Genomic DNA, 25,528 nt, shown 5'->3' with positions numbered 1-25,528 from the left:
ATCAGTGTAGTGTCAATAATAAGGTGACGGATAAACTTTAATAATTATACAGGCACATAATGCTACATCACTTTCCTATTAAATTAGTTATTAGCATTACTATAGTTTCGTTAATTTTTTTTTCAGGGTGTAATATTTTTGAGTCGAAAAGTGATGATGATTTATTAGAACCATCTGAAATTTTTGAAGATGGTTTGACTATCTATTTTTTTGAGATTTCAAATACCCCCGACCTTAGGTTAATGATGAGAACCAATGGTGAATTTAACCATTACTCAATTGACTTTGAAGTTTTTGACCGGAATATTGACTCAGAATTCACAAGAGAAGTAGTTATAAAAGGAATTCTTACGCGGCCGGAATTACCTTCGTCAACACCAGATGTAGCAAGTGCTCATATTTCTTTTACAAGAATAGAAGGAGAACTGAATCTTTTAATAACAGATGGATCTTCTACCGACTCTTTAAAGGTTAATATAACAGAAGAAAAAGTTGATATAATCTCTCTCCAAACAAACTTCACTGATGTTCCGTATAATCGATATTATCGCAGACCTCCCAATTCAATCTATTATTCATGTAGTACTTTAGATACTAAAAAACATATGTGCCAGGAGTTGCACGAGCTTATGAAAGACGAGGCAAATTTACAAGAGTTTCAGTTCCCTGATGATGGAAAGATTCCATACCCTGAAACTGAAAAAGGAATGAACTTTGAGTATAGTGCACCTATACGATATTATCTTTATGATTCCAGTGAAGATTTTCGTCAAGCTGGCCAGTTGTTAACTGATTTTGCCGATGAAAACAATCTCAGCAATGAAGAGAACTGGCTTTATATAGTAAATTGGCAAGAAGTGGCATATTCATCCTACTATATGATATTTTGATGAGATGCAGAGTAAGACTATAACGACCGAAGCTCCAATACAGTAATCCAGGCATACTTCTTCATAAAAGGCAAAGTTTCAAAAAGAATCGAGTCTAATCCGTTCAGCGGCCGTGCGAGAGCAGACTGTGCCGAGGCAGCTGGGATGAACGATGCAGCGATCGAGGTAAGATGGAAAAAGTGGGGAGTTACTTCATCAAAGTAGGTTTTGGCCAGCTCAAAATCCTCATTCAGCAGCGGGTGTTCATCATCCGTACGCAAGTCGGGTGTCATTTGTCGGTAGAGGTTAATCACCGGGTTGTATCCCAGCGGCTCAAAAAAGATTCCCAAACCACCCGGCTTCAACACGCGGGAGAGCTCCTTGTAGCACCTTTCAAGATCCAGATGATGAAGGATGCCGCTGCCACATACTCTGTCAAAGCTACTATCATCAAATGTGAGGTCTTCCGCGTCCATCACATGGCATGCAACCTCAACGCCCTGCCGAACTGCCTCTTCTTTGGTCTGTTCAATCGCCACATCCGAAATATCAATTGCCGTTACCTTTGCGCCGGCTTTTGCCAGGGAGAAGGCCTGGCTTCCCGGACCACAGCCATATTCGAGGACAGATAGCCCGGCAATATTTTCATGGATTTTATCCCGATAGAATTTTTTGCTCCGGTCGGTAGTTTTGTAATATTTCTTCACTTTTTTGCGTTTGTCCGTAGCAAATGCTTCGTTATGAAATTCTTTTTCCCGATCGAGTCTATTCATTTATGTGCTATTTTGCAATGGATCTAAAGTCTAAAAAGGTAAGAATAATTTGTGAACAGTAAAGTGAGGAAATGCAGATTGCAAATGGGTACATTTTGATTTTCATTTAATTCCATTTTCAGCTCATGGCAATAAAGAAAAAATCATCGTGGCAATTATTTATCCAAACCAGAAAGTAAAATGCGACTATCAACTGTAATACAGGATATACCATCAGCTGGGTCCAAGTAATAGCTGTCATAGTCAAATTTTTGGCCTGTATCTAAATCAATCTAGAATGGCTCATACCACTTTAGTGATGACATGAAATATGGGTCACAGAATTTTGTTTACATCATCGCTGATCCAATTAACGAGTCAAACTTTTTTATTGTAGACAGGGACAGGGAGGGCAGGTTTTTGAATAGGTATTTTTTGAAAGATCAGTATACGGCATGGCATAATCAGAACTAATCATACAGGCTTGTAACAAGGTGTCGAAATTATTTCCATAAAACAATCGTCAGACGAGGGTCCTAAACCCTCGCGCCACCACTAAGCAAATATAGAACAGCCATCCGAACAGCCACGCCGTTGGTCACCTGGTCGAGGATCACCGCGCGGTCACTGTCGGCCACATCACTCTCCATCTCTACGCCGCGGTTGATGGGCCCGGGGTGCATAATGGTAAAATCGGGGTATTTCTCGAGATGGCTCATCTTGATACCAAATGTTTCATGGTACTCTCTAAGGCTTGGAAAAAGATCCGTTCCACCACCAATCCGCTCCATCTGGATCCGCAGCGCCATGGCAATATCACACCACGCAAGTGTCTCCTCCAGGTTATGCGACACCGATACGCCAAGATTTTCAACAAAGATAGGCATCAGCGATTTGGGTCCGCAAACAACAATATCGGCCCCAAGCTTTTTCAGGCCAATCAGGTTCGACCGAACCACGCGGCTGTGGGAAATATCGCCGATAATCGCAATTTTTTTGCCCTTCAGGTCCGGGTAAATTTGCTGCATGGTAAACATGTCGAGCAGTGCCTGTGTGGGATGTTCATGAGCGCCATCACCCGCGTTGATGATCGCTGCATCCACACAGCGAGTCAAAAAGTGGGGCACGCCCGGGCTTTCGTGACGCGACACCACCATATCAATTTTCATTGAGCTGATGTTGCGAATGGTATCTTTCAGCGACTCCCCTTTTTTGGTACTCGATGTGCTGGCCGAAAAGTTTACAACATCGGCTCCCATACGCTTTTGTGCCAGCTCAAATGAGAGGCGGGTGCGCGTGCTGCTTTCGTAGAAGAGATTTACAATGGTTTTATCCCGCAGTGTCGGCACTTTGGGCACCGGCCGGTCAAGGACTTCGCGAAACGTTTTTGCCTGTTCAAGTACATAGCGAATTTCATCTGCCGAATAATCGGCAAGGCCCAGCAGATGTTTCTGGTTGAAAGTAAAAAGATCGGGCTGCTGAGGACTCATTTTGTGGGTTCCTCTCTATCTTTTTCCACAAGATAAACAGCATCTTCGCCATCCAGCTCATTTACTTTTACCATTACCTCTTCATTGGCAAATGTAGGTACTGTATTTCCCACATAGTCTGCAGCAACGGGCAGTTCACGGTGTCCGCGATCAATCATGCAACAAAATTTGATGCTATGCGGCCGGCCGTATGCCATCAGGGCGTCCAGGGCAGACCGAACTGTACGGCCGGTGTAAAGCACATCATCAACCAGGACAACATCACGATTATAGAGATCGAAGGGAATTTCTGTCACTTTAACCTGGGGCATCTTTAATTTTGACCGGAAATCATCCCTGTAAAACGTCACGTCCAAAACCCCAAAGTCGGGCTCAGTACTAAACTGATCACGTATGATCTCCATGATCCGCCGTCCCATATGGACACCGCGCGTTTGCATTCCGATGATCGCAAGTGTGGATGGGTCATCATAAGGCTCAAGAAACTGGTGAGCGAACCGCATGTAGGTGCGGTTCAGATCCTCGGCTGTCATGATTTTGGTCTGTTTCAATGAAACACCTCGCGTCCTGTTTTTGGCTACAAAATTAGGGATAGATGGAGTGGTTTACAATTGAGATTCTGAAAGAGTTTTACCCTCCCCCGTCCCCTCCCTATCGCGCCCTAACGGGACTTGATAGGGAGGGGAGCTTTGAAAAAAGGCTTATTCAGGAATAATTTGTCAAGAAACGCTTAGAACATGTTCAAAATATAGGCCGATTGCTTTTGCAGATCCTTCTCTGCGCCATTAACTACAATGGCTTGATCAGGATGACGCCCACATTGGTTGACACATGGGCGGCGTATGTGCTGTAGTCGTTTTACAATTTCGCCTTGTCTTAACGCCGCCCTACTCCCAAGCAGAATCATTGTCATTCTGCCTGTCCCTTTGGGAAATAAAACGGTGATTTTCCGGTTTATGAAGAATCTGTAAAAGCAACACATTTTGTCCATTTGAGTGACACAAATGATTAGTGATTCTCACTGAATGATTAAACTGTCTTGTAGAACCCAAAAAAGCATCATTACCTACACCATTTTACCAAGGAAAAATATGAATTGGCATGTAACTCACCCCACCTGATACGGGGTCTCCTGTCTATGCTCGAGCGTGACACTCCGCCAAAAACAAATTCCTTTTTCAACGAGAATGGAAGATCGCAGATCGGGGGTCCGTGATGACTCGTCAAATGAGTGATGTTTCTACATAAACGGTATGGGTGCTTCACTAGACGCCCGATCAGACTCTATCAAATCTACATTACTCATCGATAAACTCTATTGAACATTCTTCATCAGGCGACGACAGTATTCGTATCTTATGTGACCTCAACATAATAAGCCCAATGTCACCTGAAAAAAGCCGAAAACTATTTCTGATGATTGCCATTGCGGCAATCGCATTTAACCTGCGCCCGCCCATTTCCTCTGTGGGGCCGCTGATCTCAGAAATTCGCTCGGACACAGGGCTATCCAATACGCTTCTTGGCATGTTGACCACCCTGCCAATTTTATCGTTCGGCCTGCTTTCCGTGTTTACTCCTCTGTTTACAAAACGACTCGGTACTGAAGGTACCATGGCTATGGCACTTAGTATTTTGACAGCCGGAACACTTCTCCGGGTTGTGCCGGGAGTTTTTCCTCTTTTTGCCGGCACTATCATTGCGGGCGCTGGGATTGCATTTGGCAACGTTATACTGCCTGGTATCGTCAAAAAACAGTTTCCAACCAAAACCGGGCTGGTTACAGGAATTTACTCCGGTATGCTTGGAACGGGAGCGGCTCTCTCATCAGGATTGAGTGTCCCCCTCAGCGAGAACCTGGGCCTGGGCTGGCGATGGGCTCTTGGATTCTGGGCTATCTTTTCATTCATAGCTCTTTTAATATGGCTTCCTCAGCTTAAACAAAACTTCCAGGTTGTAGCCCGCCGGTCTCTCGGGAGTTCGCTTAAACAGCTCAGTAAGTCCGGACTGGCGTGGAACGTTGCTTTTTTTATGGGATTTCAATCTTTCACGTTTTACATCATAATCACGTGGCTGCCGGAAATTTTACAGGATCGCGGAATCGGGGCCGTCGAAGCCGGGTGGCTGCTATCACTTTGCCAGGGTGTAGGCGTTTTTGGGACGTTTCTTATTCCAGCCCTGGCAGAACGTCTTGAAAATCAGAAAATCCCGGTCATGCTGTTAATCATTCTTGAAGTCGTGAGCCTTTTATTCCTGATGATTCCCGGAACAGCATTCACCGGCGTGATTGTTTCAATGCTTGGTTTTAGCATGGGCGGCAGTTTTGGAATGGCGCTTCTGTTTATCGTATTGCGAACCGCTAATTCCGATTCCGCCAATGAACTTTCCGGTATATCCCAGTCCGTTGGCTACACGATGGCCGCAACAGGCCCGGCCCTTTTCGGAGCTGTGTTCGACCTCACACAGATCTGGACAATCCCACTTGGTCTTCTGCTTGTTTTTAGCGGTTTGAAGCTTTGGTCGGGATGGAAAGCGGGTTCAAGAGGTGTTGTGTGATTTTACGTAAATCGAAGCTCCCGCTTCGATTATTATGCTACCAGCCATATCCCAGTCTCAGCATCATTCATCGATACAGCCTTTTTGCTCCAATTTTACAAAAAAACTTCAAATCGCATCATGCCATGTCGAACGGGGACGTTCGGCCTGCGTAAATCGAAGCTCCTGAACGTAATACTGAAGTTAACTCAGATCCTCGCATTTTTTGTATCTTTGCATTTTCAAACAGATCAACAACTTTTACCAACACCCCATGAACCAAAAGGCTTTTTTTCTTGATCGCGACGGCACACTGAATGTGGACTATAATTACGTTCACACCAAAGAGGAGTGGACATGGTGTGATGGTGCTATTGAGGCGCTGAAGGTCATTCAATCACAGGGGTTTAAGATCGTGGTCGTCACGAATCAATCCGGAATTGTGAAGGGGCGATATACAGAACAACAGGTGGAGGAGCTTCACAACTGGGTAGACGTGCAGTTAAAAAAGGAAGGCATCTCTGTTGATATGTGGAATATTGCGCCCTTCCACCCCGAGTTTGTTGAAGCGTCCGGCGACTATCTGCCCGAGGACAGAAAACCGGGTCTTGGAATGTTTCGAAAATCAGACAAGAAACTCGGCATTAACTTTAGTGAGTCATTTATGGCGGGTGATAAAATATCAGACCTGAAACCTGCTATTGAACTGGGCATGACACCAATCTTTATCAAGTCACGACACGAGCCGAATCAGGATAAGGAGTGGTTAAGTAATCACGGAATCACGCCATATGACACGCTCTATGATGCCGTCGAAGACTATTTGTAGTCTGATAACCTATAAGTAAAAGGGCGTCATCCTACGTCATGACCAAAAGATTGCCATCAGTAAAATTCAAAAATCGAGCAAGAATGGGTGATTTCGCTGACGCGTTCAAAAAATGAGCGGCTCGAGGGCCGGGATGACTAAGTATTAATAACCAAACTATGGCTTATAGTTTCTTTGTTTGGCGAATCAAGTTGACTAATCTCATAAACGAATCAGTAATTTTCAACCGTAACAGAAGCGCCATCTCCCCTTTGTTCAATCTGAAGGGGTACACCACCGGTACCGTTATCAATCAGCTCGATCGTGAGATTATTACCCATCTGAGTAAAGGTTTGATTGGTGCCCGACCCAATAAGATCCATCCGCAGCTTATTTTGCGATCCCTGCTGCGTACCGGTCAGCGTGTTATCATTCCCCTCAAGGTTAAGAATAAACTGGTTATCTGATCCCTGCTGCAGAAGACCGGTCGTATTATTGTCTCCCAACAGATTGACGAGTGCCTTATTTCCCCAGCCATTTTGTGTGATACCGGTCGTGTTATTATTTCCGTATTGGTTAACAATTGCCGTGTTTGAATTCTCGCCGCTTTCGGCAAATGCATCAAAATCCATTTCAAACATTGTGACAAAATCACCTGTAAACTGTTTAACAGCGTCATTATGATCAAATGATGCCTGCTGAATAAATACCTCTCCCGGATTTTTAGAGGTTTGGGCATCAACTCGGTAAAATCCGGCCAGCGCTATTATTAATAGTAAAAGTAATCGTTTCATTGTCACTCCTATTGTTAATTTATTCTCTAACGTTCAGGTGATTTATCTGCTCTCGGTCACCGTCACCTGTTCACTCCTATTAACTTTCTATCATTACTGTCTTAAGATGCAGTCTGTTGGTTTATCCTCTCACCTATCAAGCGTATTTTATTCAAACTTAAGCTCATGTTATCTATGTCTTTTTCCTTAAACCTAATCTTGCGAGATAACAGAACTGTTGCTATTCCCTGAAATACTCAGCGTGGCCGAATTGCCGTCGCTCATTTGCGAAATTGTGACGGTGTTTCCATCACCTTCAATTGTAAATCCGGATGCATCCCAAAGACCCGCTCCGCCAGATACAAGGTTATCATCTCCTACCTGAAACAGCGAGAAATCATTTCCAAAACCGCCCATCGACCCTGATGCAAGGTTCCCTGAGCCAACCTGTTCTGCGGTAAACTCTGAACTATTCGACCGGCTGCTGTTTCCACCGGCCCCTGTTCCGCGCGAGTTGATGTAAAGCCTGTTACTCTCACCTGTCTGGTTCACTGAATATGTATTACTTTCTCCCGTGATTTCAGCACGCTGCCGGTTTCCTGATCCAACCTGCTCCTGGGCAGTCGAATTATCATCTCCCGAAATCCAAAATCCGGCTGAATTACTGCTGCCGTCTTCTTGTGTGATGGTGCCGCTGTTTCCGTTTCCACCCTGACGAGCAGATGCGCTGTAATCCGACCCATTGCCACGCTGGCGAACGGTTATGGAGTTTTCATCGCCAAGCTGATTGACCGTCACTTCATCATCATTTCGCAGATTGTGGTTGCGGACATCTGCGTTGTTTCTATTTCCTTCCTGAGAAATCTCGTAACTATTTGATGATGAGATTTGAACCGTAACTGCATAGTTATCCTCACCTGTCTGTGAAATCAACAGATCCTGAAATCCTCCCTGCTGCCGTGAATCAACTTCATTCCCTGAGCCTTGCTGATTAATAATTGCTTCATGATCCCGTTGAAAGCCGGCAAAATTGATTTGTGTGATATCTGCGAGATTTCCTGCCCCTTTCTGGTTCATGATCACATAGTTGTCAGTTCCGTCCTGGTCCGAAGCGGCCTCATTGTCAGATCCAGTTTGAGAAACAATCACCTCGTTTCCCGTCCCTTTCTGGACAGACGCTGCACTGTTATCCTGTGCTACTGCCAATCCCGCTGAAAGTAACATTAGGCTAATTGCTGATATTAAAGTCTTCATTGTTTTACTATTGATTCGGTTTATCACTGTATTCGAAAGAAAAACCTGGCGGCGGTCAGGCCGCACAGGAATCGTTAGTTTTAAAAATTAATTACTTTGTGTGATTGAACCGGAGTTTAGGCTTCCTGTTTGAGTCAAAGTACCGCTATGGGCGCCTGACTGATCCACAGAACCTGTGTTCATATCGCCTGACTGTGTTACAGTAACTGTACTTGCCCCGTTTTGGCCAACAAACAGTTCATTGCTCAGTCCATTTTGCACGATAGTCATGCTGGCGCCGCCTGACTGACTTGCATAGCTTCCGATACCGGCCAAACCATTCAGAATATTTCCGCCAACTCCAATCTGCTGCACGTCAGCGGTTCCACCACTTTGATTCAGAAGAACTTCGTTCTCGTCTCCTGTTTGCTTAAGCTCCACATAATCGTTGCTAAAGCTTAATTGAGAAATATCAGCATAGTTATCGTTGCCATCCTGAGTAATTCCTGCATCATTAAAATTGCCCATAGTTAAATACAGTTCATTACGTTCTCCACTTTGAACCGCTCTTGACTCAGAGCCATACCCAGAGAGTCTTCCACCTTGTCTTTGTGACACTTCAGCACGGTTTTCAATGCCAAGCTGAGACAGTTTCACATCGTTTCCACGCCCTATTCCGGCCTGATCAATAATTGCATAGTTCAAAGTTCCATCCTGTATTAAATCGGCATCATTAAAAAGACCACGTGATGAATGCTGGCCTCTGTTTCGCTGATCAATGTCAGCAAAATTTTCACTGCCTGTCTGTTCAACAGTAGCTTCATTGAATTTAACTGGGTCTGAAACACCTGCATCAACTACTTGATTAATAAGTGTTTCATTACCATTACCAGACTGATCAACTGTCGATGTATTATAGTCTCCAGATTGATCAACCGTTGCATCGTTGCTTTGTGCGAAAGCTGAACCTGCCGCGAAGAGCAGTCCTAATGTGAGTGTACTTAACTTTTTCATTGGTTTATCCTGTGTTTGTTTTTGATTGTACATTGCGTTCCGGCTCGGGTAAACCCAAGTCCGGATCTATTGTTACAGGAGTGAAAAAGCGCCGATTTGCTTGCCAGACAGAAAAGTGTATATTTCTGACTGCAAGGCAGCGTTGTGGTGGTCACCCCTTACCGGTTTCTCGATAAGGTTCCGCAGCGTTGCTTTGCGCTTTTATAGCTCCTTTCTTACCTCATGTAAGGTCTTAGTTTAAATTCTGTTTTTAATTCATTTGCTTCAAAATGGATGACACACCTGCCAAGAGAGTCCCCACGCACATTTGCTTCAGTGTTGATTTTATCTGTTTTATTCATCTCTCTCATATTAGTAGATGATGGTCTCTTGATAGTTATTTTGTAAGTATGCGAACGTCTGGCGCACCGCATATTTGCCCGCCTCCTCGATCATTTCATAGCGCGGTTGCAGCCGCATTCTAAATGTCTCGGTATAATTCACCGTCACGTAAATGGTTGTGCCAAGGTTTGGGCTCGGCTGCTCAGATACGCGGATGTTGAAGTTATGGGCATTTTCCGGCGACTGCCAGTAGCTATAGAACACGTTATAGAAATCACGGCCCACTTTGGAGCGTGTATCATCGTGTACCATACCGTCTATCTCGATCATAAGTTGTCTCTCTGATTCTCTCTGAATCGTTCCTCTGTTATTTTGCTCTGCTTGATTTGTCTCTGCGCCGGTTTTTTCACCGACTGCATCTGCCACACTTTCTCTCTGTGCTTTTCTCTCCAGGTCTTTTCTGTCTCTGCTTCTCTCTGTGTTTGCTACGGACTCTAAAAAGGGAACCGTGTATTGAGATAAATATTTCTCTTCAACCTCTCGATAGGGCAATTCTGAAATTCTGCAAAACGGATTTTGAACGACCTGGTCCAGCTCAATCTCACTTCCCCGGTAATTAGCCACATTGAACGGCACCTTAATCTTTTGGCCAGGGTATATCATGTCCGGGTTATTAACAATATCTGCATTTGCAACGTAAAGCGACTCCCAGAAAAGCGTACTTCCAAACCGCTTGCTGATGTCGTACAGGCTGTCTCCATCCTTGACGGTATGTATAATGTCCTGATCACTGCAGTGGGAGATCGCCTCATCAGGATCTGCAGTAGTTGCGACAGAGCTTCCCAGCAGTATTGTAAAAAGTGCTATATGTACTATTTTATTAATTGACATCTGCATATTCTTTTCTCTTTTAACCCGAACATCATATTTACTGTACAGTCCAACTTTATATTACCAGTTGAACCGTGTTCATTTGATTCGCTTAGAAGTAATGGAGATTTCCTCATACCTCAAAATTAGGGATTCTTTATGGTAGGACTCTTAAATATTTTATAATACCTTTAAACCATTGACTACCATTGAATTAAAAACATTAAAACCCGATGAGTGATGACCGTCAATTGCATCGGTTAGGCTTTCCTAACTGATTGAAATTTAAAAGTTAAAGGAGGTGGATAGGCTGTAAATACAAAACAGTGGAATAGCAACGGACCGTGCTGCTACAGAGATGAGATTGTCTAAAGTGACAGCAAAGATGGAATCTGAAGATAGATAAAAGAAAAGAAAGAGAGAGAAAGATAGAGAATCTGCCCCGCTTCATATGACCTGCGGAGAAAGCGAATCAATACAGGCTAGTAGTTTTCAATGATGACTGACCCGCCGTTTCCGGTCTGTTCGATCTGCAAAGGAACTCCGACGCCGGTGCCGTTATCGAAAAACTGGAGCGACAGGTTGCTACCTGTTTGGGAAAACGTTTGATTTGGAAAGCCGCTGCCGGTTAAATCTATACGCACCTGGTTTTCTGTCCCAACCTGGGCTCCCTCGATCAGGTTGTTGCTCCCCTCAAGATTCAGAATAAACTGGTTGCCCGATCCATCCTGCTCCAGACCTGTTGTGTTGCTATTTCCGAAAATATTAAACCGCGCCATATTACCGATGCCGTTCTGAATCAGCGTGGAGATATTATTATCGCCAAACTGGTTCACAATGGCCACGTTGGTGTCGCTGTCGTATTGGTCAAACGACTCCAGACCCGTTTGATTAGAAAAAGCCGTGGTAAAATCACCGGTAAACTGTAGTACTGCCTCGTTATGCTCTACGTTTGCCTGTTGAATGAAGACTTCGGATGGGTTTTGGGCGGATAGATTACCCAATCCAGACAATAGTAATAGTGTTGCTGTAATTAATTTTTTCATAAAAAAAGTAACCTCTTCAATCACATTATTGGTAACCTACAATATTTTTACAACAATATTTATAGCCCGGGCTATTATCCCGGACTATTAATACTAATTTAGTCTTGAGTTACATTTGCCAGATTATTCTCCCCATTTTGATTTACAGTAGACATATTATTGTTTGAGTATTGAAATGTATTGGCTTCACTTCCAATAGACTGCATGCCATTGCCTACACCTTGGTTTATAATAGAATTATTAAAGTTACCTTCCTGCAGAATATATCCTATGTTATTTAGCGCAGTTCCCCCGTTAATCCCCTGATTAATCCGTACTCCGCCATTAGTACCATTACTATTTCCAATTATGAGAATATTTGACGTATTGCCTTCTGCTGTTCCTGCACCTGAGCCCGGTCCAGCCGCGGCAACATTGGAACCTTGCAGTATCGTTGTCGATGCATTGTTATTTCCTTCCTGAGTTACACTTGCCGAATTATCTTCAGAGGTTGAATTTCCACCAAATCCCTGTAAAATAGAAACATAATTTCCGGATCCATTTTGGGAAATTGCTGCATCTACGTCATACACAAAACCTGCCTGAGCTTGTCTCACAGAGGCAGTATTATTTGAACCGTCTTGTGATACATTTGCATAAGCATTTTCAGCATCTCTCAAAACACCCTGGAATATGTCTGCATAACTATTTCCGTTTTGAGAGACAATTATCTCGGAATTAACAGATGCCCCTTCGTTTATTCCCTGCCCCACATAAAGCAAGGAGCTACCTGTTTGATCAATAATTACTGAATTATTTGTCGCAGTTCCTTCCTCATCAGCAGCCGGGTAGAAAGTAAATCCATCACCTTGCCAAATGAATGCGTCATTATTACCTATTTGGTTGATAATAACATCATTTTGGTTACCATTTTGAATGTTTTCTACACTGTTTTGGGCATGTGCTATCCCCATAGTGAGAATCATCGCAGCGATTAACGTGAATATATTCTTCATTATTTAAATAATTTGATTGTTAGCTTTTAGTAGTAAATCATACAACCCTACCATGGGCTACATAATCAGACAGACTGTATTAATTTGGAAATTGCTTTTTCCGTATTGCCAATCGGAAATAAAAGTGTTCACTTCGCCTTACAGTAATTAATAAACTGATGCGAAGTGAACTAAAATTTATACTTCAGTATTAACCTTTACTGTCTCTGGTTAATATGAGTTGTGTTATTACTTCCATTCTGAACGATATCCGATGAGTGACCACCACCATCTTGAAAGAGAAGTGCAGTATTATTATCACCGCCAAACTGCTGAATCAGAGCAACATCATTAGCTCCCTGATAAAGTCCAATAGTATGGTCGTTACCAATTTGCTCACTCAGGGGATCTAACGTTGCTCCACCTGTTTGAAGAGCTGAAAGATCTGTACGTAATACTATATTATTATTATTTCCACGAACACCTACAAAACGGTTGTTGCTTCCATCTTGTTGAAAAGCATTTCCGGCTTCGCCAACAGCGTTTCCACTTCCATTTTGAGTTAACCAGAAGGTATTATCATCAACCGTTTGATCAACTGTAGCTACGTTAGAGTTGCCATTTTGCTCAACTTCAATGTAATTATCTACACCAACCTGTCTCGTTTCACCAATGTTATTATTACCAATTTGATCAAAATAAACATAGTGGTAGCCTGACCCATCCTGATTAATATCTACGCTGTTATTTACACCATTTTGATATAGATCCGCTGTTGATCCTCCACCAGCATCCTGCTTTACGAATGCGTCATTTTGATTGCTCATCTGAACAATATTTGCGATGTGATCTTTAAAATCCTGATACAATGAGATATAATTATCATTCCCGTTTTGTAATACATCCAGGTAATTGTCTGTTCCCTGAAGAGCTCCACCTGAACGACTCATTGTATTTCTGTTACCAACCTGATCTACAGTGGCAGTATTACCACCATTCGCAACCTGGCGTAAATTTGAAAGGTTTGAATTACCAGTTTGATTAAGGGTATAAGAGTTACCAGTGGATTGTAATAAATCATTGGTATTGTTAGCCCCAACCTGATTTACAGTCGCACTATTACTGCCATCATTTTGTGTAACAGTAGATGTATTACTCTGCCCAATCGCCATTCCTGCCGTAAAGAGCAGCATGACGAGTAGTGTTGTTAGCTTTTTCATCGTTGTATCCTATGTTTTATTTATGGTTTATGAACAATTCCCAAGCTGAATGATTCAGCAGTGAATTGACTCACGCTTGTGTGTGAGATTGATAACAGGAGATGAAAAAAGCGCAGGTGTAGATTGCTAACTCTCAATTGTTTATTTTGCGGGTTAGCAAAGCAGCGTTGTGGATTAGGTTGTCCGCCTCCTTACGATTTATCGTAAGGCCCCGCATCGTTGCTTTGCGCTTTTTTATCTCATCTGTAAGTTCTTGTTTACATGTCTTTTTGACTTATTCTTAAAAATTTCAATTTGAAAAGTCCCCCTTATCAAAGTGGGATTCAGGGGGATGTTTAAACAACACGTTTAAAACTTCATACACACCCCTCTGTTTCTCCCCTTTTTAGGGGAGACTATTTCGTCCATTCAATAAATCTGCAATTGGTGATCGTTGTTTTGCAGGTAGCTGTATGTTTGCCTCACCGCATATCGGCCGGCCTGCTGAATAAAATCGTATCGCGGCTGCAGTCTCATCCGGAATGTTTCCGTGTCATTCACCTCTACGTAAATAATAGTTCCCAGCGATGGGCTCGGCTGTTCTGCAATTCGTATGGAAAAATTACTGGCACCTTCAGGCGATTGCCACCCGGAGTAAAATACATCGTAAAAATCACGCCCTATCTTTGACCGGGTTTCATCCAGTACCATCCCGTCGATTTCTATCATGATCCGGCGTTCTGACTGTCGCTGAATGGCATCCCTGTTGCTGAGCGTATCACCTATTTCATCATTCCCGGTAGTTGCCGTATCATCCTGCCTTTCCATTACCGCATTAAATACTTTGCGAAATTCAGCTAGCTTATCATCCTCGTTTTCCATTGAGTCAGCTCGTGCATTTTGTGCTGCGAAGTTATTGACCATAGATTTGTACTCTTCTGTTTTAAGATATTCCAGACTGTAAAGACTTATCTTCGACTCATCAACGGATGCCACAGGCAGCTTTTCTATATCACAGAAAGGATTGCTAAGAACTGCTTCGGGCGTTTCGGCGGAATGTTTAAAGGAGTGAACTCTTCGGGGAATCTCGAGTTGCTGGCCGGCATAAATGAGATCCGGATCGTCAATAAGGTCTGCATTGAGAATATAGATAGCCTCCCAGAATCGAAAGTCTCCGTACCGGATGCCGATTTCGTAGAGCTTATCGCCCGGCTGTATTGTGTAAACAGGGTATGCCTCATCACAATCAGCAATGTCCCCTGAAAAATTATTCAGAGAAGAGCCGGTAACCAGTAAAAATATACCTCCCAATAAGGCGGGCAGTTTAAAAACTGCCAGCGTGCGCATATAGTCACTCATTTATTTTTTCTCTTTTATAACGAACCTAAAAGCCATTTTTTTGCTAAATAGAAGCAGCTGTGATGCCTGAATTTAATTTGGAACCGCTCCCACTATTAGCTTCGGGTAATTAAGGAATTCTAAACTAAATTGTCAAAACTGGTAAAACCCTTATTTACACTGGAATAATTATTGGAGAGCGCAACTAATGCATTGTTATGCAATGGATTAATATTTAGATATGGTTCCATATTAATCATCCCTCAATGTAATTATAAATTTTTAACTCATCTTCAGCACACGCGGCCGTAGCTGACTCAGAATGAAATTTATCATCTGCAATACTATTATAAATCAATGTCTTACGAGATAATTTATTCACTAAACCGAATTATCAAAAACCAAAATCCACGCACAACATTTTAATTCTAATATTTACTAAAATTAACCCAGCCCTGATAACTGTCCTGATATAATTCAAAATTACTTACAGCACTTCTCAAAAAAACGCTTTTTTAATGTTGTTTAGAAGTTCAGCCAATGGAATGATTCTCATTCATTTATTTTCAACATGATTAAACTATCCGGATTTAATCCGTATCTTAAAAAATTAATTCGTTATTTACCCGTTGAAATCCAACGGACATTCCCTTCAGATGATTATTGCTCGCATCCTTTCCCTGCTAAATAGTAAGAGAGTATAGTTCAGGCAACCATATAAGGGAAACGACCATACCCGAAAATCGAATGGTCTTCCTGCCTGCAGTTAATGCCGAGCAGTTAATTAATTCTCAAAAAATTTACAGAACGTGAACACTACACCATTTACTGATCTTGGAATCAGTGCACCTATTTTAAATGCAATCTCAGGCATGGGATTTGAAGCCGCCACTAAAATTCAGGCAGCTGCAATACCCATTATTATGTCAGGCCGCGATGTTGCCGGACAAGCACAAACAGGAACCGGGAAAACAGCCGCTTTCGCCATTCCGGTCCTGGAGCGGATTGACCCTCAATCGAAAACTGTACAGGCCATTGTTATGTGCCCGACCCGGGAGCTTGCCGTACAGGTCACCGGCGAATTTATTAAACTCGCCGAGCATATGAACGGCGTTAAAATTACACCTGTATATGGCGGTCAGCCGATTTCACGGCAGATCAAACAGATTAAATCAGGAACTCAAATTGTGGTTGGAACTCCCGGACGTGTGATTGACCACCTGAAACGGGGCACGTTGCAGCTGAAGCATCTCAAGATGGTTATTCTTGATGAGGCCGATGAAATGCTGAATATGGGATTTCGGGACGATATTGAAACGATCCTGGGATTTTCTTCAGAAGATGCTCCCAAACAAACCATCATGTTCTCCGCAACGATGTCGAAAGATATTAAGCGGATTATGAACAAGTTCTTTACCAATCCTGAGATGATTAAGGTAGAAGGCAAAGCGCCGGCCGCTGATGGGATTGAACAGTTTATTGTTGAAGCCCGCGACTCGATGCGAACAGAAGGTATCTGCCGCCTGCTCGACATCAACGATTATAAACTCGCTCTCATATTTTGCAACACGAAACGCAAATGTGATTCACTGGTCGGCGAGATGCAGTCCCGAGGCTACTCAAGTGACGCGCTTCATGGCGATATGAGCCAGAATGTCCGTGATAAAGTGATGGATAAATTCCGGACCGGTAAAATTGAAGTGCTGATCGCTACAGATGTGGCTGCCCGCGGACTGGATGTAGACGATGTGGATGTTGTATTTAACTACGATGTTCCGCAGGATCCCGAGTACTACGTTCACCGGATTGGCCGAACCGGTCGTGCCGGCCGTGATGGTGTTGCTTACACATTCTCATCAGGCAGAAAAAACAAAAATCTGCGATATATCGAGAACAACCTCAAGATCAAGCTTAAAACAATTGCACTTCCGTCTATTAAAGATGTGGAAGATTCATTGATGGATGCATTCCGCGATGAAGTCTTACAAACACTTGAAGCAGGAGGCTTGCGACCCTACATAGAGCAGGTCGAATCTCTTGCTTCCGACAAATTCACACCTATCGAAGTTGCAGCCGCTCTGCTGAAGATGACGAAAAAGCCATTGGTAAATTCGAACAGCGATAACGGGCAAGCCGCACAACCGTCGCGACCGGTATCAGGAACAGATCGTGGCAGGCCAAAGAAACAGCGCAAAAACGAGGAAGACCAGCCTTTTTATTCGCATTTCAAGCAGAAAAAAGGCAAGGGCAAGAAAAATCGTAAACGCAGGTAACTGACGTTTTCAATTAAATTAAAAGCGGAGCTGGCGGAATGCCGGCTCCGCTTTTTTTGTGTTTATTAATTATCAAATTACCAGTCTATCTTTATAGAACCGACTCTACCCGAAGTTTGTAGATGGATGGAAAAATATGTGGATAAGCACATAGAACATATTCAAAATTTTCTAAAATATTGTGCATTGCTTTTGCAGATCCCTCTCTGCGCCCCAGCTGAATCATTGTCATTCTGCCAGTCCCTGGGGAAATCAAACGGTGGTTTTCCGTTTTACGCCCCGTGAGGGATGCCCAGGGCAAAGAATCTGAAAAAGCAACATGTTTTGTTCTATTTAATGACTGGTATTACTTTCTGAATGAATCATCTGGGTTGATGAGACTGTTCAATGGATTGTTACATGTTCTTACGAACTTTCATGTAGTCCCAATAACCTTTCGCTGGTCATACCGTATATCAGTCGAGAATTTTAACCTCAATTCCATCCTGATGTTCAATAAATCTCTCAGCGTTTTAGTCCTCCTCCTCATCTTTACATCTTCTGTCAGCTTTGCTCAATCGCAATCGGGTACAAATGCAGAAGATGACCTTATGTACAGAAAAGTTCGGATTACACTCGTGCCCGGCCTAAGCACGAATGGCATTGATGCGCCTCGATACAATGCAAAATATTCACTGAATTTGCTGGCCGGTTACCATGGCGGACTCGACGGCTACGAGCTTGGCCTTGTCAACATCAACAGGTATTTTTCACGAGGTCTGCAGATCGGGCTTTTAAATGCATCAGGCGGCGAAATGAACGGCATCCAGCTGGCGGGTGCTGGCAATCTTTCCTCAGGTCATCAGCAAGGAATTCAAATCTCCGGCATGGGAAATGTTTCCGGCAGCGGTATGCAGGGAATGCAGTTTGCCGGGTTTGGAAACATCAGCTCCGCTGACATGCAGGGCATGCAGGCGGCCGGCTTGATGAACATTGCCCGCGACATGCAGGGGCTTCAATTTGCGGGAATCGGAAACTTGTCTGGCAGCGATATGCAAGGCATACAGTTTGCCGGGATTTTCAATGCAACTGCTGATGATGCACAGGGTCTCCTCTTTTCCGGGATTACAAATATCTCCGGCAGGTCAACCCAGGGAATTGTCATGAGTGGAATCACTAACATATCAAGTGAGTTCCAGGGAATCGGCGGGGCGGGAATCATTAACATAAGCCGGGACTTCCAGGGCATTCAGTTTGCTGGCATTGCAAACGTAGCTGACCAAGGGCAGGGTATTCAAATTGGGTTAGTTAATCTTGCCCGCGAATTTGAAGGTGTTCCTGTAGGGATTGTCAGCTATTATGGCAACGGACGTAAGAACCTGGACCTTTGGTTTTCAGATGGCGGTTTTACACATTTGGGTCTCACTCTGGGTACAAACCCGGTATACAATAAAGTATCCATCGGGTTTAACCCGCTCATTGGTAATCGTGACGTTTGGTCTTTAAGCTGGTCGATCGGATCCTACCGAACACTCGATGATGCATGGAACCAGCCAAAACTAAGAGATTACTTCTCGACCCATGACTTTACGTTTCAGCGAATTTTTGATGGGTCGTGGAGCAGCACGCCCAACGCAATCCTAAGCTATAAATACCTGCTGGGAAAAAACATCACACCAAAAACCGCGCTTTACATTGGACCGACCGCCAACCTTCAGGTCTCCAAACAACCGGGAAACAGCGACTACACCTGGTACTCCATTTCTGAGGCTACCCGGGCTAGCCGCGACGTTCGGGTTTGGATTGGGTTTACGGCTGGAGTACGGATTTTTGGTCAGTAATTCGGAGTATAAAAATAATGGGTCGGATTGATTACACACTATTCGATAGGCCTTTATCCTATCGTACGTATAAGCTAATTGGCACATTTAGTTTAACTTAAGCAAATCTCGTTCATATCGCCTTCATAATTATGTAGTAATATCATTCAAGAGATTTATTGATTGATATTATTTAAATCAAAGAGGAAGCCATGAAACGGATTGTGATATTAGGAGCGGGAACAGCGGGAACCATGATGCTTAATAAACTGAGCAAAGCTCTTGACCCAAAAGAGTGGAAGCTTACCATTGTTGATAAAGAAGAAGACCACTATTACCAGCCGGGTTTTCTATTTATTCCCTTTGGTCTATATAAAAAAGAAGATGTTATTAAGCCTAAAAGTAATTTCTTCCCTAAAGGAGCAGAAGTCATTTATTCACCCATTGATAGAATAGATGCCGACCAAAGCACTGTTTATCTCCAAAATGATCAGACGCTCAACTATGACTATCTGATTATTGCGACCGGAACAGAGATTATTCCTGAAGAAATTGAGGGAATGAAAGAGGAGTTGTGGCATACATCTATTTTTGATTTTTACACCGTGGAAGGTGCTGTTGCCCTGGCGGAATATCTAAAAGATTGGGAGGGCGGTAAGATGGTGCTGAATATTGCAGAGATGCCTATTAAATGTCCGGTAGCGCCGCTAGAGTTTGTTTTCCTGGCCGATGATTACTTTAAAAAGAAAGGCATGAGAGACAAAGTAGACATTACCCTGGTAACACCTCTGGATGCTGCTTTTACCAAGCCGGTGGCAGCAAAATCACTTGGAGGATTTCTGGATGAAAAAGATATTAACCTGGTCACAGAGTTTAACATCGGCCGGGTTGATAATGAGCAGAAGAAAATTGTGTCATGGGATGAGAGAGAAGTAGATTTTGATCTCCTTGTTTCCATTCCCACGAACATGGGCAGCAAGGCAATTGAACGAAGCAGGCTGGGAGACGAATTGAATTTCGTACCCACCGATAAGCATACCCTACGATCAGAAGCTCATGAAAATATTTTTGTAATCGGCGATGCGACCAACCTACCCTCTTCAAAAGCCGGATCGGTGGCCCATTTTGAGTCGGACATTTTGTTCGAAAATCTGATGTCTGCTATCAAAGGAGAACCTCTGGAAGCCAGCTTCGACGGCCATGCGAACTGCTTTATTGAATCCGGCGGCGGAAAAGGTTTACTCATTGATTTCAATTATGATGTTGAGCCACTGCCGGGCAAATTTCCGATTCCCGGTATTGGTCCATTCACCTTGCTGAAAGAAACACGTATGAATCACTTTGGCAAAATGGGATTCAAATGGCTTTACTGGAATGCACTAATTAAAGGAAGGGAATTACCTCTTGAGCCCCAAATGTCGATGGCAGGTAAAGAAATTCCCGAAACTGAAAAACAAGAAACTAAAACACTGAATTTAAACTAAAATTGAGGTTCGATATGAGTACAGAAACAACAAATGAAAAAACCATTGTATTAGACCAGGATGGACATCTGGCTAACCGTGAAGACTGGACCGAAGAGTTAGCTCAGGACCTTGCTGACCACGAAGGTGTTGGCGAACTTACAGACCGCCACTGGGATGTAATTAATTACATTCGAGATGAGTATGAAAAAAAAGGCGATGCCCCGTCAATACGTAAGCTTACCAAGGAGAGCGGTGTATCAACCAAAGAGCTTTACAAATTATTCCCTAAAGGGCCGGCCAAGAAAGCTGCTAAAGTAGCCGGTTTACCTAAACCTAAAGGATGTATTTAAACTAAAGAGGTTATTATGACCAAGTTTGTAACACAGGATAAGAAAAACGGCGAAGAACGAAAGGAATCCGCTCCGGAGCCAATTAAAAAAGTATCCATTGTAATCTCCAAAGGTTCACTTGAAGAAGTTTACCCGGGATTAATTATGGCTAACGGGGCCCGCATGGAAGGAATAGAAGCCACGATCTTCTTTACCTTTTTTGGCCTGGATGCTATCATAAACAAACGGATGGATAAACTGAAAGTGGCAACGGTAGGAAACCCTGCTATGCATATTCCCACAATGATTGGCAGTTTGCCGGGTATGTCTGCTTTTGCTACTAAAAAAATGAAAAATGAAATGGAGAAACTGGATATTCCGCCGGTTCGCGAATTCATTGAAATGATACACGATACAGGCGCTGAAATCTACGCATGTAAAGCAACCGTTGACATGTTTCATATAGATGAGAGTGATTTTTGTGAGCAGGTAGATTCCATCATAACTGTTGGCGAGTTTTATGAAAAATCAGCCGGTGCAGAAATCATATTCACGTAATTGCAAGCAATTTCATTTGAAGCTGTTCAAAAAGAGCGTCGTTCTACATCTCAGATGGGAAAGGTGCGTGACTTCCAGGCTTTAGTATCGGCAGGAGTTAAGATACCGGTGATGGGATTTAGGATGAATTTCAAATTCAACGCTCTTTTGAACAGTGCTCTTATTTAATCAGTGCTAAAACTGGCCATCTTCTACAAATACAAATCACGCGAATTTTTAATTCTCTATCTGTAAATAAGCTGTGTTAGGTGGCTATTGACAGAGTTACCGCACGCCGATACCCTATCCTTTTTGCAGTTTTTTAAGCTCTTTCCCTTACATACCCAAGATCAACTACTGTCTTGGCAATGGTTAACTCTCATTAAGAGTCATCTTTATGGGTAAACCATGAATGATAATTTCATTCATAATCACTCGATTTTTCGAAAAACCCAACGGATGACTACACTACATTTTATCAATGACAAAACACTATCGGATTAATCATTATTCTAATTGTTATCAAACCGTTATAGATCTGGCTGGGTAACATATTACAGAATGGTTACTTTGGCTCACGTCAATTAAATTGCTCATCACTTTACGCGATAATTCGAGAGGAAAGCCGGAGCCCGCATCCGTTTTCAGCTCACGTAATGAGCAAGCAGATATTTGAACATCGACATGCCTGATAATTCAGGCCGGACAACAATTTATTCCGATAAAGTTACAATCCTACCTGTGCATGTATTGTATTCTGAATGCGAAAGGCGCCATTAGAATGTTAGGGACTCTTTTGTTTTTACTATATTAAAACGGTTCACACCTCTTTACTAAGATCATCATCATATGTATATAAATCGTCATTTTTATTTACTCCCATTTTTAATTCTATTTCTGTTTATAAGCTGCAACGATTCTGATATCGGCCCAAAACCACTTCCGGATAATTACGAACAGCTACACCAGGAATGGCTCGATTACCGAATCAGTGTTCTCACAGACACCACAGGCTGGCTGCGGCTGCAGAATCTCATCTGGTTTGATGAAGGCCCAAATAGTTTTGGGAGCGGAGAAAATCAGGATATACAGTTTCCTGAAGGGTCAATTGCTGAAAACGCAGGCACTTTTATTCTTGATGACGGCAGCGTAACTATGGTGGTAAATAATGGTATCAATGTCCGGCACGAAGGCGAATCAGTGGATACCCTTAAAATGGTGGGAGACGACATCGAAGAGCGAATTCATGCCACACACGGTCCGCTAACGTGGTTTATAGATAAACGCGGAGATCAGCGGGGCGTAAAAGTTTTCAGTATGGACACGCCAAAAGCTGACCGGTTTGATGGGTTTCCAATGTACCCGATCCAGCAGGAGTGGTATCACAATGCGCTGTTTGTTCCACACGAGGAAGAGACAAACATTGAAATCGTAAATGTTCTGGGCGAAGTTGTGGATCGATACTCCCCGGGACGGGTTGAGTTTCAAATAAATGGGGAGCGTTATTCGCTTGATGCTTTCGAATCATCAAGCGGACTTTTCCTGATGTTTTCTGATGCAACCAGTAAAACTGAAACCTACCAGGCTGGCCGATATATGATTGTGCCTCCACCAGGAGACGATGGATTTTTGATCCTGGACTTCAACAAAGCCTATAATCCTCCATGCGCATACAATCCCTTTACGACGTGCCAGCTACCGCCATCACAAAACCGGCTTGATGTTGCTATTCCCGCAGGAGAGAAACGACCGGTTGAGTGGGAAGGGATTTAGAAAAACAGGTTTAGGTTGAGGCTGAGGTTATCTGATTTCTTAATCCAGCACTTCGAAACGAGTGTGGCGATCAACCTGCTGATCACTGTTTACATCCGTAATCTGTACACGCAATTCGTAGAGCCCCGGCATTAAATCGGCGGTTTCAATTTCAAGATTTTCCACGAGGCGGTTCTCCTCACTGGTAAAATTCAGTGTGAGCACAAATTCTGTCTGATCCGTTAGCACTTTGCCACTCTCATCAACCGGAAGTATTTGATAGGTAAGCTCGAACCTCGAAAACCCGTTGGGCTGAACTCTTAGATTATAGACTTCAAAATGGAGCGCAAGTGTTTCCTGCCATGGAATCGTTTGGCTGTTGGCCACGAAAAAAGGAAACATTTTCTCTTCGGACATTTCATTTGTGTCAATGCCGTACCCAAGCACAAGATCTGCCACCTGCAGTGAATCGGGGTTGGTCGATAAAGGCTCAGGCTCCCTGTAATGAACACTTCCAAGTCCGCGAATGGCTTCGGGATACGGCGTGTCGAATGCCGGTGCCTGGGTCGATTCGTCGGTGTTTTTAAGTTCTGCCGAGGCCGACCGCTGAGCCCTGTGGGTATGTTCGGACCAAAAGACCGTTGACGCACCTGCCCGGAATGGATTTCGTTGAATAGTGAACCCTGGCTCCGCCGTCTTTCGGCCCGTAAGTTCCCAGTTCGCGTTGTAGGTTTGAAGACTGTGCTGAAGCTGATACTGCGGCAGGGTATTAGAAATATCTTCAGCCTGCTGAATCATAGTTAGAGATACGGTATCGATCCGGTTTCTCGTAAAGTCAATCATAAACGCCTCCCGGGGATCGCTCTCAACAAACGTCACCAATATCGGTGTCTGGCTTTCATCCAGTAGACGATATTGATAAACATTAATCGGCACGGAAGGAATTTTAGACTCTATCGTTGAAAGCTGGCGAGGTGCATGAAGCACCTGCTGCTGAATAAGCTCTGCCGATTCCTTTCTGAACTCTGTATCCAGTCCACTATATACTTCCCGCTCTTGCTCCAGCACCCTGTCACGCAGACTGTTTAACCGCTGTTCAAAAAACGGGTCGATGCTGCTCAGCTGTTCATAGTAGAGCATTTGAAGCATAAGTGCGGGCGTAATACCAGACCTCGTAAACTGCAGCATGTCTCGCTCTTCGAATGGCTGGGAACTGTAGGCGCGCTCGGGTATAAATTCTTCAATGGTTCTCAGCTTTTCAAACTGATCGTTCCGGATGTTTGTACCAAAAATAAAAGGAACGGAGCTCTCGGAATTCACGGTAATATCATCGTAAAACCAAATCTCATATTCCGGGTACCGATGGTTTTCATAAAGTATAAACTCTAGCGCCTGTTCCCGAAGCTGCGGCAATCTCACATCGTCATATTCGAGGTTGTCGGCTTCGTCTGGATTCCTGGGCTGCCGGCGTATTATCTGCTGCTCCAGCCAGGGCTTTATATTCATGTCCTGCAATGTTAACAGGCCGCTTTGTACACGATCGGGCTCCCCGTACCTTACAAATATGAGCGCCCGTTCATCTGTACCATAAATTGTTGAACTGTTCTTAGTGAAGCGATCACGAGCTTCTGCAATCCGTTGCCAGTGCTCAATAAGCCGTTCGTTGACCACATGAGCAGGTGTGGGGTCGAGCTGTATCCAGTATCCCCTGATATCTGAACCGAGCTTATCCTTTTCATCGTCCCACCATTCAGTCCACTGCCGAAAAATTCCATCACCCACAATAGGCTTCAAACGCTCTATTTCCTGACGGACAGCAATCCTGCTGTTCGCACCCGCGCCTTTCAAGAGCGCACGGTAATACATTTCGGTTGCCTCTTCGAACCTCTCTGTAAAATTCTGCTCGGTCACAATTCGCAGATATTCAAATCCTATGCGAGCATCTACGCGGGATTGTTCAGTATAATTGGTTTCCCAATATGCCAGGGCTTCATCCACATTACCCCGGTACAGCTGTTCCAACCCCTGTTGGTAAGCAGATGGCTGCTGAGCCTGCAGCATTACTGCACCGGATAACCAACAGGCGACGACAAAACCCACTAAAAAAGAGTAGCGAAATAATAACATGGCAACTCATCAGATTTTAATTC

Annotated in this window: 21 protein-coding genes; 9 read left to right on the top strand and 12 right to left on the bottom strand. The window is 43.6% G+C overall.

What is annotated here, in order from left to right; genetic code table 11:
* The first annotated feature begins 59 nt into the window (after positions 1 to 59).
* Positions 60 to 890: a hypothetical protein gene (locus AABW11_RS06700; RefSeq protein ID WP_340104024.1), complete on the top strand. Its 831-nt coding sequence runs from the start codon at positions 60 to 62 to the stop codon at positions 888 to 890.
* 17 nt (positions 891 to 907) lie between these two features.
* On the opposite strand, the gene AABW11_RS06695 is transcribed toward AABW11_RS06700, so the two are convergent.
* The 3 genes from AABW11_RS06695 to pyrR form a co-directional block, all read right to left on the bottom strand.
* Entirely contained in the window at positions 908 to 1,642 is a 735-nt protein-coding gene (locus AABW11_RS06695; protein ID WP_340104023.1) for a class I SAM-dependent methyltransferase, read from the bottom strand.
* Positions 1,643 to 2,157: 515 nt separating this feature from the next.
* Positions 2,158 to 3,111, bottom strand: coding sequence for an aspartate carbamoyltransferase catalytic subunit (locus AABW11_RS06690; protein WP_340104022.1), 954 nt, complete (start codon positions 3,109 to 3,111; stop codon positions 2,158 to 2,160).
* Positions 3,108 to 3,662, bottom strand: coding sequence for a bifunctional pyr operon transcriptional regulator/uracil phosphoribosyltransferase PyrR (pyrR, locus tag AABW11_RS06685; RefSeq protein ID WP_340104021.1), 555 nt, complete (start codon positions 3,660 to 3,662; stop codon positions 3,108 to 3,110). Before pyrR ends, AABW11_RS06690 begins: the two co-directional genes overlap by 4 nt.
* A gap of 832 nt (positions 3,663 to 4,494) precedes the next feature.
* Here pyrR and AABW11_RS06680 point away from each other — a divergent pair.
* Both AABW11_RS06680 and AABW11_RS06675 read left to right on the top strand, forming a co-directional pair.
* Complete coding sequence (locus AABW11_RS06680; RefSeq protein ID WP_340104020.1) at positions 4,495 to 5,667, top strand: CynX/NimT family MFS transporter; 1,173 nt, start codon at positions 4,495 to 4,497, stop codon at positions 5,665 to 5,667.
* A gap of 253 nt (positions 5,668 to 5,920) precedes the next feature.
* Complete coding sequence (locus AABW11_RS06675) at positions 5,921 to 6,475, top strand: D-glycero-alpha-D-manno-heptose-1,7-bisphosphate 7-phosphatase (protein WP_340104019.1); 555 nt, start codon at positions 5,921 to 5,923, stop codon at positions 6,473 to 6,475.
* A gap of 212 nt (positions 6,476 to 6,687) precedes the next feature.
* Here AABW11_RS06675 and AABW11_RS06670 read toward each other — a convergent pair whose 3' ends face one another.
* From AABW11_RS06670 to AABW11_RS06635, 8 genes are all read right to left on the bottom strand, one after another.
* Complete coding sequence (locus AABW11_RS06670) at positions 6,688 to 7,248, bottom strand: hypothetical protein (protein WP_340104018.1); 561 nt, start codon at positions 7,246 to 7,248, stop codon at positions 6,688 to 6,690.
* Positions 7,249 to 7,440: 192 nt separating this feature from the next.
* Positions 7,441 to 8,481, bottom strand: coding sequence for a hypothetical protein (locus AABW11_RS06665; RefSeq protein ID WP_340104017.1), 1,041 nt, complete (start codon positions 8,479 to 8,481; stop codon positions 7,441 to 7,443).
* Between the two features lie 87 nt (positions 8,482 to 8,568).
* Complete coding sequence (locus AABW11_RS06660) at positions 8,569 to 9,474, bottom strand: hypothetical protein (RefSeq protein ID WP_340104016.1); 906 nt, start codon at positions 9,472 to 9,474, stop codon at positions 8,569 to 8,571.
* Between the two features lie 351 nt (positions 9,475 to 9,825).
* Complete coding sequence (locus tag AABW11_RS06655; RefSeq protein WP_340104015.1) at positions 9,826 to 10,686, bottom strand: CsgE family curli-type amyloid fiber assembly protein; 861 nt, start codon at positions 10,684 to 10,686, stop codon at positions 9,826 to 9,828.
* A gap of 461 nt (positions 10,687 to 11,147) precedes the next feature.
* Positions 11,148 to 11,711 (bottom strand): hypothetical protein, encoded by a 564-nt coding sequence (locus AABW11_RS06650; protein ID WP_340104014.1) that lies wholly within the window; start codon positions 11,709 to 11,711, stop codon positions 11,148 to 11,150.
* Between the two features lie 98 nt (positions 11,712 to 11,809).
* The gene (locus AABW11_RS06645; RefSeq protein ID WP_340104013.1) at positions 11,810 to 12,706 is read right to left on the bottom strand and encodes a hypothetical protein; all 897 of its coding nucleotides are present in this window, start codon (positions 12,704 to 12,706) and stop codon (positions 11,810 to 11,812) included.
* Between the two features lie 197 nt (positions 12,707 to 12,903).
* Positions 12,904 to 13,905, bottom strand: a complete 1,002-nt coding sequence (locus tag AABW11_RS06640) for a hypothetical protein (protein ID WP_340104012.1) — start codon at positions 13,903 to 13,905, stop codon at positions 12,904 to 12,906.
* A gap of 408 nt (positions 13,906 to 14,313) precedes the next feature.
* A complete protein-coding gene (locus tag AABW11_RS06635; protein ID WP_340104011.1) occupies positions 14,314 to 15,243 on the bottom strand; it encodes a CsgE family curli-type amyloid fiber assembly protein in 930 nt (309 codons plus the stop codon).
* A gap of 788 nt (positions 15,244 to 16,031) precedes the next feature.
* On the opposite strand from AABW11_RS06635, the gene AABW11_RS06630 reads away from it, so the two are divergent.
* The 6 genes from AABW11_RS06630 (at position 16,032) to AABW11_RS06605 (ending at position 23,399) form a co-directional block, all read left to right on the top strand.
* Entirely contained in the window at positions 16,032 to 17,495 is a 1,464-nt protein-coding gene (locus tag AABW11_RS06630) for a DEAD/DEAH box helicase (RefSeq protein ID WP_340104010.1), read from the top strand.
* A gap of 590 nt (positions 17,496 to 18,085) precedes the next feature.
* Positions 18,086 to 19,315 (top strand): hypothetical protein, encoded by a 1,230-nt coding sequence (locus tag AABW11_RS06625; protein WP_340104009.1) that lies wholly within the window; start codon positions 18,086 to 18,088, stop codon positions 19,313 to 19,315.
* A 191-nt stretch (positions 19,316 to 19,506) separates the two neighbouring features.
* The gene (sqr, locus tag AABW11_RS06620; protein WP_340104008.1) at positions 19,507 to 20,778 is read left to right on the top strand and encodes a type III sulfide quinone reductase, selenoprotein subtype; all 1,272 of its coding nucleotides are present in this window, start codon (positions 19,507 to 19,509) and stop codon (positions 20,776 to 20,778) included.
* A gap of 14 nt (positions 20,779 to 20,792) precedes the next feature.
* A complete protein-coding gene (locus AABW11_RS06615; protein ID WP_340104007.1) occupies positions 20,793 to 21,110 on the top strand; it encodes a TusE/DsrC/DsvC family sulfur relay protein in 318 nt (105 codons plus the stop codon).
* A 15-nt stretch (positions 21,111 to 21,125) separates the two neighbouring features.
* Positions 21,126 to 21,647 carry a DsrE/DsrF/DrsH-like family protein gene (locus tag AABW11_RS06610; protein ID WP_340104006.1) on the top strand — a complete coding sequence of 174 codons (522 nt, stop codon included), beginning with the start codon at positions 21,126 to 21,128 and terminating at the stop codon, positions 21,645 to 21,647.
* A gap of 828 nt (positions 21,648 to 22,475) precedes the next feature.
* The gene (locus tag AABW11_RS06605; RefSeq protein WP_340104005.1) at positions 22,476 to 23,399 is read left to right on the top strand and encodes a DUF1684 domain-containing protein; all 924 of its coding nucleotides are present in this window, start codon (positions 22,476 to 22,478) and stop codon (positions 23,397 to 23,399) included.
* 39 nt (positions 23,400 to 23,438) lie between these two features.
* Here AABW11_RS06605 and AABW11_RS06600 read toward each other — a convergent pair whose 3' ends face one another.
* Entirely contained in the window at positions 23,439 to 25,505 is a 2,067-nt protein-coding gene (locus AABW11_RS06600) for a GWxTD domain-containing protein (protein WP_340104004.1), read from the bottom strand.
* Positions 25,506 to 25,528 lie beyond the last annotated feature (23 nt).

The sequence above is a fragment of the Rhodohalobacter sp. 8-1 genome (assembly GCF_038150125.1).
Lineage (GTDB): Bacteria > Bacteroidota > Rhodothermia > Balneolales > Balneolaceae > SW132.
Note: the sequence above shows the minus strand (reverse complement) of the source record. Positions and strands in the feature narration are given on the sequence as shown.